This window comes from Sulfuriroseicoccus oceanibius (assembly GCF_010681825.2).
In the GTDB taxonomy this organism is placed as follows: domain Bacteria; phylum Verrucomicrobiota; class Verrucomicrobiia; order Verrucomicrobiales; family SLCJ01; genus Sulfuriroseicoccus; species Sulfuriroseicoccus oceanibius.
Map to the genome: position 1 here is coordinate 146,702 of NZ_CP066776.1, position 13,845 is coordinate 160,546.

14 protein-coding genes are annotated in these 13,845 nt (G+C 58.7%); 4 read left to right on the forward strand and 10 right to left on the reverse strand.

What is annotated here, in order from left to right:
• Positions 1-146: 146 nt before the first annotated feature.
• On the reverse strand, positions 147-722 hold the full coding sequence (locus tag G3M56_RS00600; protein WP_164364976.1) for a lipocalin family protein: 576 nt from the start codon (positions 720-722) through the stop codon (positions 147-149).
• A 107-nt stretch (positions 723-829) separates the two neighbouring features.
• Here G3M56_RS00600 and G3M56_RS00605 point away from each other — a divergent pair, with 107 nt between their 5' ends.
• Positions 830-2,119, forward strand: a complete 1,290-nt coding sequence (locus tag G3M56_RS00605) for an O-acetylhomoserine aminocarboxypropyltransferase/cysteine synthase family protein (RefSeq protein WP_164364975.1) — start codon at positions 830-832, stop codon at positions 2,117-2,119.
• A gap of 85 nt (positions 2,120-2,204) precedes the next feature.
• Here the strand turns inward: G3M56_RS00605 and argJ are convergent, their stop codons facing one another.
• The 5 genes from argJ to G3M56_RS00630 all read right to left on the reverse strand — a co-directional run bounded on the left by argJ (position 2,205) and on the right by G3M56_RS00630 (position 7,415).
• The gene (gene argJ / locus G3M56_RS00610; protein WP_164364974.1) at positions 2,205-3,473 is read right to left on the reverse strand and encodes a bifunctional glutamate N-acetyltransferase/amino-acid acetyltransferase ArgJ; all 1,269 of its coding nucleotides are present in this window, start codon (positions 3,471-3,473) and stop codon (positions 2,205-2,207) included.
• A gap of 163 nt (positions 3,474-3,636) precedes the next feature.
• A complete protein-coding gene (locus tag G3M56_RS00615; RefSeq protein ID WP_164364973.1) occupies positions 3,637-4,977 on the reverse strand; it encodes a glycosyltransferase family 4 protein in 1,341 nt (446 codons plus the stop codon).
• A 181-nt stretch (positions 4,978-5,158) separates the two neighbouring features.
• Positions 5,159-5,725: a hypothetical protein gene (locus tag G3M56_RS00620; RefSeq protein ID WP_164364972.1), complete on the reverse strand. Its 567-nt coding sequence runs from the start codon at positions 5,723-5,725 to the stop codon at positions 5,159-5,161.
• A gap of 14 nt (positions 5,726-5,739) precedes the next feature.
• The gene (locus G3M56_RS00625) at positions 5,740-6,141 is read right to left on the reverse strand and encodes a HesB/IscA family protein (RefSeq protein ID WP_235203504.1); all 402 of its coding nucleotides are present in this window, start codon (positions 6,139-6,141) and stop codon (positions 5,740-5,742) included.
• Between the two features lie 140 nt (positions 6,142-6,281).
• Positions 6,282-7,415 carry a sigma-70 family RNA polymerase sigma factor gene (locus G3M56_RS00630; RefSeq protein WP_235203505.1) on the reverse strand — a complete coding sequence of 378 codons (1,134 nt, stop codon included), beginning with the start codon at positions 7,413-7,415 and terminating at the stop codon, positions 6,282-6,284.
• A 466-nt stretch (positions 7,416-7,881) separates the two neighbouring features.
• Between G3M56_RS00630 and G3M56_RS00635 the strand changes: the two genes are divergently transcribed.
• Both G3M56_RS00635 and ald read left to right on the forward strand, forming a co-directional pair.
• A complete protein-coding gene (locus G3M56_RS00635; RefSeq protein WP_164364971.1) occupies positions 7,882-8,640 on the forward strand; it encodes a VC0807 family protein in 759 nt (252 codons plus the stop codon).
• A gap of 140 nt (positions 8,641-8,780) precedes the next feature.
• Complete coding sequence (gene ald, locus G3M56_RS00640; protein ID WP_164364970.1) at positions 8,781-9,887, forward strand: alanine dehydrogenase; 1,107 nt, start codon at positions 8,781-8,783, stop codon at positions 9,885-9,887.
• Positions 9,888-9,964: 77 nt separating this feature from the next.
• On the opposite strand, the gene G3M56_RS00645 is transcribed toward ald, so the two are convergent.
• The 3 genes from G3M56_RS00645 to G3M56_RS00655 form a co-directional block, all read right to left on the reverse strand.
• Complete coding sequence (locus G3M56_RS00645; RefSeq protein WP_164364969.1) at positions 9,965-10,252, reverse strand: DUF6172 family protein; 288 nt, start codon at positions 10,250-10,252, stop codon at positions 9,965-9,967.
• A 91-nt stretch (positions 10,253-10,343) separates the two neighbouring features.
• On the reverse strand, positions 10,344-11,441 hold the full coding sequence (locus G3M56_RS00650; RefSeq protein ID WP_164364968.1) for a CNNM domain-containing protein: 1,098 nt from the start codon (positions 11,439-11,441) through the stop codon (positions 10,344-10,346).
• Between the two features lie 192 nt (positions 11,442-11,633).
• Positions 11,634-11,927 (reverse strand): hypothetical protein, encoded by a 294-nt coding sequence (locus G3M56_RS00655; protein ID WP_164364967.1) that lies wholly within the window; start codon positions 11,925-11,927, stop codon positions 11,634-11,636.
• 152 nt (positions 11,928-12,079) lie between these two features.
• Between G3M56_RS00655 and G3M56_RS00660 the strand changes: the two genes are divergently transcribed.
• Positions 12,080-13,315 (forward strand): threonine/serine exporter family protein, encoded by a 1,236-nt coding sequence (locus G3M56_RS00660; RefSeq protein WP_164364966.1) that lies wholly within the window; start codon positions 12,080-12,082, stop codon positions 13,313-13,315.
• 11 nt (positions 13,316-13,326) lie between these two features.
• Here G3M56_RS00660 and G3M56_RS00665 read toward each other — a convergent pair whose 3' ends face one another.
• Positions 13,327-13,803 (reverse strand): GNAT family N-acetyltransferase, encoded by a 477-nt coding sequence (locus G3M56_RS00665; protein ID WP_164364965.1) that lies wholly within the window; start codon positions 13,801-13,803, stop codon positions 13,327-13,329.
• Positions 13,804-13,845 lie beyond the last annotated feature (42 nt).

Consider the following 13,845-nt stretch of genomic DNA (forward strand, 5'->3'; position numbering starts at 1 on the left):
GGGAAATCGGGAGGGTTCTGGAGCGACGAAATCGCACCGACCGCGGAACATACACGGCTGGTACCGATTGATCAATCATATTCCGCAACCAAACAGAACCCCACCTTCACGCCAACCCACTCAATATCAAGTAGCCACAGCGCCACTCAACGAAACAAACGTTTGACTTCGCCATGCTCCACCCACACCAACGCATCTGTATCATAGCCAAGCGCTTTCGCCGTTTCGACAAAGTGCTTTTTGCGTGCATCACTCACTTTCGGCGACCTGGCCAACAGCCACAGATACTTGCGCCCCGGCCCCGTGATGTACGCCCACTGATATCCTTTTTGGTCCAATCCAAACACGCGATAGCCACCGTAGAACGGCCCGAAAAACGACACTTTAAGATCCGCCACGTCCGAGTCACCGATAAACAACGCCTTCCCCTCGGCCTCCTTCCACTTACCCTTGGCTTTGGCAAAACCGCGGTTCAGCACCTTCACCGAGCCATCCTCGCGCAGCGTATACTCCGCTGAGATCTCTGTCAGCCCCCGCTCGAACCGATTTTCCAACCGAGCGATCTCGTACCACTTCCCCATGTAACGGGACACTTCAAAGTCAGTCACCGGATCCGGTCCCTCCACCTCCTCTTCCGGTCCACAGCCAGACAGCAACACCCCCGCCAGCAATGCACACAAGCCAACGCCCAATCGTTTGATCTTCCGTTCTGCAGTCTTCATCCCTCCACCCTACGACCAATCACCGACGGCGAAAACCTTTAACCGACCTCACGCTTCCGTGCGATTTTCACTTCCCCTCGCTAAAAATGCGGGATAAGTCATCCACCATGAAAACTGAAACCATTTGCCTCCACGGCGGCCACTCGCCGGACAGCGCGACCAACGCACGCGCAGTGCCCGTCTACCGCACCAGCTCGTTCACATTCGACAACACCGAGCATGCTGCCAACCTTTTCGCTCTCAAGGAGCTGGGTAACATTTACACCCGTCTGATGAACCCAACCACCGACGTCCTCGAGAAGCGCGTCGCGTTGTTGGAAGGCGCTCACGAGATGGCTGGCCTCGGCCACGCATCCGGCACCGCTGCCATTTTCAACTCGATCATCAACCTCGCCCAGGCCGGAGATAACATCGTCTCAGCCCGCAACCTCTACGGCGGAACCTACACTCAGTTCAACGACATCCTGCCAGCACTCGGCATCGAAGTCCGCCTCATCGACTCGACAAACCCGGAAAACTTCGCCGCCGCGATCGATAGCAAAACCCGTGCATTGTTCTGCGAAACCGTGTCAAACCCGGCTCTCGAAGTCACCGACCTCGACGCGGTCGGCGATATCGCCAAGGCACACGGCATCCCGCTGATCGTTGACTCCACTTTCTCCACCCCATACCTCACCAAGCCACTCGACCACGGCGCGGACATCGTCGTCCACTCGCTGACCAAGTGGTTCGGCGGTCACGGCGCGGGCATCGGTGGCATCGTCGTTGATTCCGGCCGCTTCAACTGGGCGGGTGGCAACCACCCACTCTTCGACAACCCAGACACCTCGTACCACGGCCTGCGCTGGGGTCACGACCTTCCGGAGCCACTGCTCCCACTCGCCTACATCCTGCGCATGCGCACCGTGCCATTGCGTAACCTCGGTGCGTGCATTGCTCCGGATAACTCATGGTTCCTCCTTCAAGGGATCGAAACCCTGCCACTGCGCATGGAGCGCCACTGCGAAAACTCACTCGCAGTCGCCAAGCACCTCAAGGATCACCCAAGCGTGGAGTGGGTCCGCTACCCAGGTTTGGAAGACGACCCGGAATACGAGCGCAACCTCAAGTACCTCCGCGGCAAAGGCGGATCGATGGTTGTCTTCGGCATCAAAGGCGGTGCCGCAGCCGGATCGAAGTTCATCGATTCGCTCGGTCTCTTCTCACACCTCGCCAACGTCGGCGACGCCAAGAGCCTCGCCATCCACCCGGCATCGACCACCCACTCGCAGCTCAACGCCGAGCAGCAAGCCGCCGGTGGCATCTCGCCTGAGCTCGTCCGCCTCTCCGTCGGCATCGAGCACATCGACGACATCCTCGCCGATATCGACCAGGCCCTTGCGGAAGCGACCAAATAACCGCTACTCCGAATAAACAATCAGCCCCCGCTCGATCTCATCGGGCGGGGGCTGATTTGTTTCTAAAGCTTACCGGAGTTCAATCTCACTCGTCGTTCTCAGTGCCTTCGATCTGCGCCTTCTTCCACATCGAATACTCCGAGCGGTTGAAGTCCACGTATTCCGGCGACAGGTCCGAGGTGTAGACATTGTAGTTCGCCTCGCCCAAGTGGAGGTCGATGTTAATCGTAAACGCGTGCTTCTTCACCACGGCGCGCAATTTGCTCACCGGGGTATCCGCAGCCATTCCGTTGCGGGCAGCGGCTACGCCATCGAAGTAAATATCGATCGTTTCCTCACGAATGCGCGCACCGGAATATCCGATCGCGTCCATGATGCGCCCCCAGTTGGCGTCTTCGCCATTCCACGAGCACTTGCAAAGCGACGACTTCGCCACCGCCTCGGCGATCAGACGTGCATGATGATAGGTAGCGGCGCCGCGCACCCGCACATCGACAAACTTGGTCACCCGCTCACCGTCGGCGACGATCATTTTCGCCAACTTCACCATCACGTGGGTCAGCGCTTTGGTAAATTTCTCAGCCTCCTTGGTACCGCTGGTGATACGCTTCGCTCCCGATGCCCCATTGGCAAAAACGGTAACCGTATCGTTGGTGCTCATGTCGCCATCAATGGTGATGCGGTTGAACGAACGCTCGACGGAATCGGTCACTGCACGCTGAAGCTCGGCCTTGCCGATCGCCGCATCCGTCGTGATGAAGCACAACATGGTCGCCATGTTCGGGTCGATCATGCCTGCACCCTTGGCACACGCACCAATCCGCACCGGCTTGCCATCGATCTCAATTTCCACCGCCACTTCCTTCGGGCGGGTGTCACTGGTCATGATCGCATGCGCCACATCCGAGCCATTGGCCAACCGCGGCGACAAACGCTGCACCAAATCCGGGATCTTCGGCTCGATCCGCGCCATCGGCATCGGCAAACCAATCATCCCGGTCGAGCAAACCAGCACCTCACGCTGCAAAATCCCCAACTGACGTGCTACCACACGGGCCATCGTCCGCGCATCCGCAATCCCTTGAGGACCGGTACACGCGTTGGCATTGCCACTGTTAGCAATGATCGCCTTCACATTAGACTTCCGCAGGTGCAACGCGGAGACCCGCACTGGAGCGGCCTTCACCTTATTGGTCGTGAACGTAGCCGCAGCGACCACTGGTTCATCGGAGATAATCAATGCCAGGTCCAAGCGCTCCACGGATGCATCTTTGATCCCGCAGCCAACGGCTGAAGCACGGAACCCTAGAGGAGCCGTCACACCGCCGCGAATTGATTTTCGATCTGTTGCCATGAGTGAGGAAATGAGAGGAGCCCGCAGGAATGCTGCCTACGGGGGGGGAGTCACAGTAATTCAACCCAGCACAAAGAAAAGCACAAGCATTGGAAATGCATGAACGAATTTGAAACCGGCAGAAAACGCAGCACGCACCCTACCCGTTGATCAGACCCCGCCGCTAGTCCTTGTACTGCCTCTTCGGACACCCTTGCCCAAAGAGTCGCCCACCCCGCAAAGCCAATTGCGAACAAAACGCACCCAACATGCCATCGCGACCAAAAAGCCACGACGCCTCGACACCTACCAACCCACCACTCACCAACGACCGCCGCAGCTCGACTGCCGTGACTTCTTTCGCAAACAAAGCCTGCGCACGCTCACATCCAGCCGCACCCATTTCTCCACCACGCTTCGGATCTGCCAGCACATCTGCGATACGCTCCGCCAACTTCTGGTAGTCATGAGGATCCACCAAATAGCCGCTCTCGCCATCGATCACCATCTCCGGAACCCCGGCCAATACCGTGGAAACCACAGGCAACGATGCCGCCATTGCCTCCATGATCACGGTCGGCAGGTTGTCCATGCCCCCATCTTTCTCAACCACGCAAGGCAGGGCAAAAACCGCGGTCTGATGCAAGCGCGGGATAATCCAATCCTGCGACTTCGGCCCGACCAACCGCACCTCGTCTTCAACGCCCTCGCTCAGCCGCAGTGCATTGAGCTCATCCTCCAATGGACCGTCGCCCGCAATCTCACATCGGAATGAGATCCCCCGCTTTTTGAGAATCCCGCACGCTCGGATCAGATCCGCAAACCCCTTCTTCTCAATCAAGCGACCGACCGAAAAAATCAACGGAGGCCCACCATCCGCCACCGACTCAGCCGCTTGGTAGTTCATAATCGGTGCCAGATCGAGACCATTGTAAACCCGTCGGACACGAGCCGCCGCCTGCGGAAACTCATTCTCCAGATAGCGTGCCGTGAAGTCACTCACCGTGACCACCCGCGAGGCATCGTGCATCAACTGCTCCAAGGTCACCGACCCCGGCTCGGGACAAAAGATATCATTCGCATGCGCGGTGAAGCTGAATGTCGCTCCGTAGAACTGCCGAATCCACCAGCAGGTGCGCGCACCCAGCCCGGCAAAGTGACTGTGCACATGACGCACGCCCAGCTGCTGCAAGCGCTGTCCCACGTAAATCGCCTCGTAAACCCGACGCTTGTCCGGCTGGTCACCCCAATGCCGCAGCGTCAGCACCGCTTCTTTAGGCAGCTTGTCCTCGCGCTTCCACTGCTTCACCTGATCGACCAACGCATCACGCTCCGGAAGAAATTCCACCTGATCTACCAACTCCTTGGGAAAGTGCTGGATCGCCTCGTCGCGGGTGTCAGTGATAGAAAAAAGCGCGAGCCGCACTCCCTGGCGGAGTTGCTCCAGAACCTCGCGCACGCAGAAGGTCTGGGTAAACGACGGGAAACGCTGGAACACGTAGGCGAAATGAGGGCGCTCGGACACAATCAATGGGGCTAGGAGTTCGCCCACCGTCCCCCACGAGCGCACGCGATGCAATCATCGATTACAGCAGCGCTACGCGGACGCTATTTGATGCCAGGCATCAATTTACGCCAAAAGCGCTAAGCCCAGAGTACATGGGATTCGAGCGCCATGAAGCATGGCGCAGACTGGCGCAGGATCCTCAGACCAGCGACGCCATCGCCGTGCGCAGTTGGCCGATCCATTTCCCCAGAAACCCGTAATCGACCGCGCAACGCGATACCACATCCACGTCGGCCTCACCCGCCTCTTCCATGGCCTGCAACTCCACGTCCAATGCCTGCCCTCGCTGGCGCAATTGATCGAGCATCTCGACAATCTGGTCATTGGCTTCGACCACCGCCCGGTTGGCAACAGCCTGCCCAAGCGCACTCGTCGCAGCATCCCGCTTTGCCACCGCCTCATTGGCGGCATGCACCAGCGCAGCCACCCGCGAGAACTCATCCGCCACCCAAGCCGATGGCGGCGTACTGCGCGCATCGTACTCAACCCCATGCAGCGCCAACCAATGAGGCAAGCGCTTGGCCGGGTCCTGCAACACGGCAGCCGCATCGACCACCGCGGCGTAGCCGTCACCACCGCCCTCGGCATCCGGATGGCGCTCACGGCTCAGCGATTGAAAACGAGTCCGCACGTCCTCCGGCGCCAGCCACAGGGAACGCGACACACCAAGTGCCTTGAAATGGTCGACCATCGGTTCCTCGCGCATCTGCCGTTAAAATTTTACGCAGCGAAGCTCTCGCCACACGAGCAAGTCACCACCGCATTTGGGTTCGCCACCTTGAAGCCACCGCTCTGCAGGTCGTCGCTCCAATCGAGCTCCGAGCCCGACACAAACAACGCACTCTTCGGGTCGATCACCACCCGCACGCCATTCGATGGCACGATGATGTCGCGGTCGCGTGGACCATCCACCAAGTCCATCTGGTATTGCAGCCCGGAGCACCCGCCGCCGATCACCGCAATACGCAGGCAGCCCGTGTCGGCCCGCCCCTGCTTCTTCAACAATCCCCTCAAATGCGCCGATGCCGCGTCCAGCACGACAATGAGCTTCTCGTTACCTTGTTTGAACTTCACCCCGGTGTAGTCCGGAATGGTCGTTTCCATTGGTGATGCGTCTGCCATGATGATTCCAAATTACGGTTGCGTAGGAAGCGTCGCCAACACTAGACCGGCACACCCACGACGCAAAAAAAATCGCCTTGTCCGGCGCGCCTGAAGCGACGTTACGGACAAGGCGATCTGCTGGGATTCTTTACCAGAGACTACTTGCTGTTCTTTTTGGCAGCGGTCTTTTTCTTTGTGGTCTTCTTGGCGGTTGCCTTTTTCGCAGCCTTCTTACGCGGCTTCTTAGGGGCATCGCCAGCGGCAGCGGTCTCCGACTTGCGCGGACGCCCACGCCCACGCTTCTTCGGCGGAGCCTCGACCTGCAACGCGCGGGCCTGCTCTTGTGCCTTGCGCATCGCCGGGCTCTGGGCAAACGACTTGGCCACCGACACATCGGTTTCCTCATCGTTCTCCTCGCCTTCTGCATCAGGATCACTTTCACCGCCTTTACGCAACGGACGAGGACCTGGATCCTCACGCTTCTGCAGGGCGCGACGCAGCTTCTTGAGTGCGATGTTCTGCAACTGACGGATACGCTCACGGGTCACGCCAAACTCCTGGCCGACCTCTTCCAGAGTGCGCAGCTTCTGACCATTCAGACCGAAGCGCGCTTCGATAATCTTGAGCTCACGTTCGTCGAGGAAATCGAGCAATCCATCGAGCTGGCCGTGCATGTTCTTGTGGCTGAGCAACTCAAATGGCGTCTGCGCGTTCTCGTCGCCAACGATCTCACCGAACTCAGTGGTATCATCTTCCGAAATCGGCGCATCAAGGGACGCCGGACGCAACGCCGCCGACTTGAGGTGGGCCAGCTTGGCGCGATCAATCCCGATCTCTTCCGCCAACTCTTCGTCGGTCGGTTCGCGACCGAGTTCCTCGGCCAGCACCATGGCCACGCGGCGCATCTTGGAAATCTTATCGACCATGTGCACCGGGAGGCGGATGGTCTTGCTCTGGTTGGCAAGGGCGCGCTTGATGGACTGCTTGATCCACCACGCGGCATAAGTACTGAGCTTGCCACCTTTGGCAGGATCGAAGCGTTCGACCGCCTTCATCAGACCGATGTTCCCTTCGGAGATCAGGTCAAGCAACGGGAGCCCGTAGTTGGCGTAGTCTTGAGCGATTTTCACCACCAGACGCAGGTTGGCCTGGATCATGTGTTGGCGGGCTCTCTCGTCACCATTTTTAATGCGAGCGGCCAACTCAATCTCTTCGGCTGGGGTGAGTAGCGGCGTCTTACCGATCTCCCGAAGGTAGATCTTGATCCCGCCATCTAGTTCAAAATTCGACATAAGTGTCAGCAGTTAAGGGATGGAGCCTGAATCAGGCGATATGAATGGATTCGTGTTCGTGCGAGCGGGGGCTAAACGTTGGGTGAATTCAGTTTTCTGTCGGCTTTCCGGCGCCTATTTTCAAGAGCGACGCCCAAAAAGGCGCTCTCCCTAGAGAAGCCAACCCCCTTGAGCTCAGCCTACCTGTCGAATCCGACGGGGTGGAACGAGCTCAAGGGGGGGAAAGTTTTCAGATATGGCAGGAGACAAAGATCAACCGGATTATTCCGGCTTACTTTCACTCCCGCGAATGGAGGGGGATTTGAATTCGTGGGAAAGTCAGCATGCCTTATCCCGCGGATCGAGTTCAACACAAAAAGCGCTATCACTCTCACTATTTTCTGGAAATTCGCACTTTTTTCTCGCATGGCCCCGCCATCACGCATTGCATGTGCCGAATCATCGTCCCCACCACCAGAATCAGACCATGAGCCAGCCCTCATCCGCCCCACCCCGCGAGCACCCACTTGCCAATATCCTCGTCAACGTGCTGCTGCCAATTCTGGCCCTCAGCTACCTGGGTAAGGACGGCGACAAATTCTGGCACCTGGGACCTGCCATCGGCATGGCCATCGCCATCTGCCTCCCACTTGGCTACGGCTTGCGCGACCTGGTCCGCACCCGCAAGCTCAACCCATTCTCCGTGCTCGGACTCGCCAGCGTCCTGCTCACCGGCGGCATCACGCTGATGGTGTGGAACGAAGACGGCACCATCCACCCGAAAGCCGCCATTTTGTTCGGCATCAAGGAAGCCGTGATCCCACTCATCCTTGGACTCTCGTTCATCGTCTCGATGAAGATGCGCACCCCCCTGATCCGCGTGTTCTTACTCAATGACGAAATCTTCGACATGAAGCGGGTCGAGCGCGCGGTGGAAAGCGGCGGTAAGACCGGCGAGTTCCGTCGTCTCGTGTGGCGCGCCACATTCGGGATGGCCGCATCGTTCGCGCTCGCCACCGTGCTCAACTTCATCGTCTCCTACTACTTCATCAGCCAAGTCGACGTGACCGCTCTGGATGCCCGCGAGGCCTACAACGACGCCGTTGCCGCTGTCACCGGTTGGTCGTTCGTGATCATCGGCGTCCCTGCATTCGCCATGATGATGGCCACCCTCGTCTACGTGGTCAAAGCGATGGAAAAGATCACCCGCCTGGAGCGCGACGATTTCCTCATGGTGGGAAAATAATCCGGCAGCATCCGCAGCTCCGCCGCCGCCATAGCGCCCAAGTCCGGGATTGCGCTTGATTTCGCTGGCTACCGCCCTACATGGGTGCGGGCGGCTTTTGGTTTCACGACCATACCGCACAACCCCATACCACCAACATCATGATCATTGGTATCCCTACAGAAATCAAAGCGCAGGAGCATCGTGTATCGATGATTCCCGCCTCGGTTGGCGAGTTGACTCGTCGTGGCCACCGCGTCCTCGTTCAGAAGGGCGCAGGCCTAGGCGCGAGCTACCCTGACGAGCTCTACGTGGCAGCTGGCGCTGAGATTGTCGAAGACGCACCTGCTGTGTTCCGCGACGCGGAGCTCATCGTCAAAGTCAAAGAGCCGCAGCCAAGCGAGGTTGCCATGCTCAACGAGCAGCACACCCTTTTCACCTACCTTCACCTGGCTGCGGACAAGCAGCTCACCGAGTCACTCGTCGCCACCGGTTGCACCGCGATTGCCTACGAGACTATCGAAGTCAATGGTCGCCTGCCATTGCTCGAGCCAATGAGTGAGATCGCCGGCCGTATGTCATCGATTGTCGGTGCCTACCAGCTTGCCAAACACAATGGTGGCCGCGGCACCTTGCTTGGCGGTGTTCCAGGCGTGGCTCCTGGCCGCGTGGTCGTCATCGGTGGTGGCACCGCGGGGGTCAATGCAGCCCGAGTCGCCACCGGTATCGGGGCGGATGTCAGCATCCTTGAAGTGGACTTCGACCGCATGCGCTTCCTCGACATCACCATGGAAGGCGCCAAGACCGTCTACTCCAACGAGGCCAACTTGTCGGAGCTTCTTACCCGCGTGGATCTCGTGATCGGTGCGGTGCTCGTGCCTGGTGCCGCTGCGCCAAAGCTGATCACCCGCGACATGCTCAAGATCATGCAGCCGGGCAGTGTGTTTGTGGATATCGCCGTGGACCAGGGCGGATGCGCGGAAACCACCCGCCCAACCACACACGACAACCCAACCTATTACGAGGAAGACGTCCTCCACTACTGCGTGGCCAACATGCCGGGCGCCTATGCCCGGACCGCCACCCAGGCTCTCAACAACACCACCCAGCGCTGGGCCACTCTGATCGCCGACCAAGGCGTGAAGCAAGCCTGCGAATCCCGCCCGGAACTCGTCGGCGGAATCAACTGCGCCGGTGGCAAACTGACCTGCGCTCCTGTGGCCGAAGCCCACGGACTCACCGCAGTCGACGCCCGTGACCTGATCTAGGTCCGACCCATCAACAAAGCGGGCCAGGTGGAATATCCACCTGGCCCGTTTTTTATGTAAACTTACGTCGCTGGGTATTAGTCACGCTTTTTGCGGACACCCGGCTTGCGTAGCAGCTCGATGTAAACCTGCTCCGCCCCGGTCGCGGCCACTTCGTCGATCCCTTTGACCACTTCCTCAATGTGCTTGGCGACCGCTTCATCAGCAGTGGCGCCGACCTTGCAGGCGAAATCCCAGAAATCGACTCCCTCGGGCAGTTCTTTCGCACGCTCACGCTTCACATAGCTGCGCACGTCTTTCTTGATCCGCTCGATCACGCGAGCCGGCTGGTGCCGTGGATTGGTCAGTGGAAATGTCTTTTTCATACCGGCGCACACTACGCCCAATCACGGCGGTCACCAAATAGTCACTTCGCCCCGCCGCCGAGGCCGATTCATCGACGGACAAGATGCCCGGCTACTCCGCGTCCTGCGTTTTGGTCTCATCAGCAGGCGCATCCGGCTCAATCCTCAAGCCCATTGCCTTGGCGCGTTGCTGCCAAAGCTTGCGCGCCAGAATCTGCATATCTTCGGAGGCATCCGCTTCATCGACAATTTCCAGCCCGAGCAAGGTCTCGACCACATCTTCCATGGTCACGATCCCTTCCAAGCCACCAAACTCGTCAACCACCAGCATGAAGTGCGCCTTCTTCTGCATCATCACCTCAAACACGCGCGAAATACTCGCACTGCTTGGCACCACGGTGACCGGACGTTTGAAATCCACCAATGACTTGCCGTCGTCGTGCCCTAGCACGCGGGCCGCCATCACATCGCTCTTCAAGACAAAGCCGGTGATATCGTCGCTGTTCTTCTCAAAAACCGGGATGCGGGAGAAAGGCGTCGGAACCGCCTCGTCGAGGAAATGCTGCACGTCCATCGACTCCGGCAACGCATAGACCACCGTGCGAGGAGTCATGATATCGCGCACCTTCGACTCACGGAAACGGAACAAATTGCGCAAAATCTGGCTTTCCTGGTCCTCAAGATGCCCCGAACGCGAACTCAAATCCGCCATCGCAGCCAACTCCGCACGGCTCACTCCATGATGAACCGAATCACCACCCAACAGACGCGTGATACCCCGCAATGCGGCAATCACACCAATCACCCTGAGCGACCAGACCATCGCGCCAAGCAACCAGGTCGCCGGCTTGGCCAGGCTTCTCCAGAAGCGGGCACCAAGCGTCTTCGGAATGATTTCCGAGGCCACCAGGATCAGCACTGTCAGCGCAGTGGCGAATGTCGCCTCGTACGTGCTGCCGGAAATCACCTTCCACTGGGCACCGGCGCCAGCAGCACCAAAGGTGTGAGCCACCGTGTTATAAGTCAGAATCGCGGACAACGGCTTGTCCACATCCGCCTTCATCTTCGCCAACTTCTTGGCGTAAGGCTTGCCCTGCGACACCTCGTGCTCAATAAAGCCCGGCGTCACGGACAACAACACCGCCTCAAGCACCGAACAAAGGAACGACACTCCGAGAGCCAGCAGGATAAAGAAAATCAGTAATCCCATCGCGTTACTCCATTAACGGATTACACACACTCCACGGACGCCTGCTTCTAGCAGAATCCCATCACATTCCCGGCAAGACCGGGGCCCCGCGTCATCGTCGTCGGCAACCGGTTCGGTGCCCGCTTCAGGTAATCGATTCATCTTCAATGCGCACGACTTTGCCATTTTACGGACGAGACTCAAGCAGGAACATCAACGTGGCGAACAGCTTCCCGATTCCCCTTCCAACCACAAGCGCGCCTTTTGGTAGCTGCACCCCTCCAGAAAGTGGCGCAAGCGCGGCGCAATCGGCACGTCCATATCCGCCATCCATTCATTTCCAATCCGCGTGATCCGCTCGCTCACCTCAATCAAGGCCTGTAAATGAGCGTCTGCATCACGGTCACGCCAGGCGTGATCAGCGATCACTTTCTCGCGCTCGACCAGCGCATCCAACAGTTCACTCGTATACCGTTCAGCTCCGGAGGATGAGAGGGGTTCGTCCATAATTGGCATCATCTATAGCGCATGAATTCGTACAATTCGAGTGCTTGTGGTTCTCCCGTATCCATGGTCGGATCGGAATTTTCAGCATAATCGAAAACGACATTGGACAAGCCCCCTTACAAATCGAACCTGCGCCGATTCCAGACGCCGTCATGAGCCCACCACAAGAGATCGACTTCGAACAGAAGCGCCGCTTCATCATCCAGCTGGGCAAAGCATTGCACCGGTTCGGAACCCCAGCGTTCCGACTCGAAGCTCACCTCCACAACCTCTCGGAAGCTCTGGACATCCACGGCGAATTCCTCGTTACCCCGACGTCTCTCACCTTCGTTTTTTTCCCCGATGAAGACGAAATGTCCGAGGCCATCCACATCAAGCGCACCAACCCGGGCGGCATCAACCTCGGCGCTCTGGCCGCCCTCGACGACATCGCCTCCGCAGTCTCCAATGGTGAAATGACGATCGACCAGGCGGAACGCCGCCTGCTCGAACGCGACGTCACCCGCCCGCGCTTCACCCCGCTGGTCGTTCTGCTTGCCTTCGGTGTCAGTTCGGCCTCGTTCTCGCTCATCATGCGCAACAGCTGGGCCGATGTCTGGGTCTCTCTGGCTCTCGGCATTTTCGTTTACATCATCAGCCTGTGGTCCACCACGTCGGTGAGGGTTCAACAAATCCTCGAACCGACCGTTGCCTTTCTTGCCGGCCTCAGCGCCACCTTGCTGGCATCCGTCATCCCGGGGCTCCACGTTCAGATTGTCACGCTATCGGCCATCATCTGGTACATCCCCGGCCTGGCGCTCACGCTCGGCCTTTCCGAACTCGGCGAGCGCCACCTTTCCTCAGGCACCGCGCGTGTCATTGATGCCACCATGAGTTTGTTCAAACTCTACTTTGGTGCCCACATTGGTCTGACGGTTGGGGCACTCATCCACGCACCACCGCCAGCGCCTGATACCACCATGCTGCACACCGGCTTCGTCTGGCCGGGAGTCGCGCTGATCAGCCTCGGTCTGTCCGTGATTTTCAACACGCGCCCAATCAACCTTGTCCCCGGCATGCTTGGCGGCGTGCTTGGCTACGCCTTCACCCTCATTGGGGGCATGCTGATCAGCGAGGACCTTGGCGTTTTCACCGGCGCATTGATGCTCGGCGTTTATTCGAACCTCTACTCGCGCTGGCGCAACACACCAGCCTCGATCATTCTGATCCAAGGGGTGGTCGTTCTCGTGCCCGGCAGTAAAACCTACCTCAACCTCACCAGTCAGATTCTCGGCGACTCGGTCATCGCCAACCAAACGATGGGATCGGAAACGTTCCTCATCTTCATCTCCATCGTCGCCGGCCTCACCTTCGCCAACGTCCTCGCCCCGCCACCGCGGAGCCTGTAACGTTCCCCCCGTCACTTCTCCGGCAGAATATCACCGTAGATCCCCGGATCACTGCCCGGAATCTCGATCGCCCCGACCGCCTTCTCGTAAAACTCACGCGGTCCGACTCCGCCGATCACCGCATAGGCATACCCTTCCGCGTACATCGCCTCGAGCCCGCGAACCAGCAATGCCTTGCCCAGCCCCAGGCCACGCGCACCCTCGGTCACGCCCATCGGCCCGAGAAATCCCTTCATCGTCGCGCCATAACACACAAAGCCAATGATCTCTTTGTTCCTGGTCGCGATAAAACAAGAAACCGGCTCACGGCTCAGCGCCACCTCGCATTCACTACCCCATTTCGGACTGAAATGCTCCACAGCCCAGCTAGCGACTTGATGCTTTTCAAATGCACGCGCCCGCCGGATGATCACACCCTCGCGCTGAAGCGATTCGTATAGTTCCCCACAATCGGGCAAGTCATAAAGGCGCACAAGCATGTCGATCATGACGGCATCATAGGCCTGCTATTGGATCCCGGAAAACCCAAA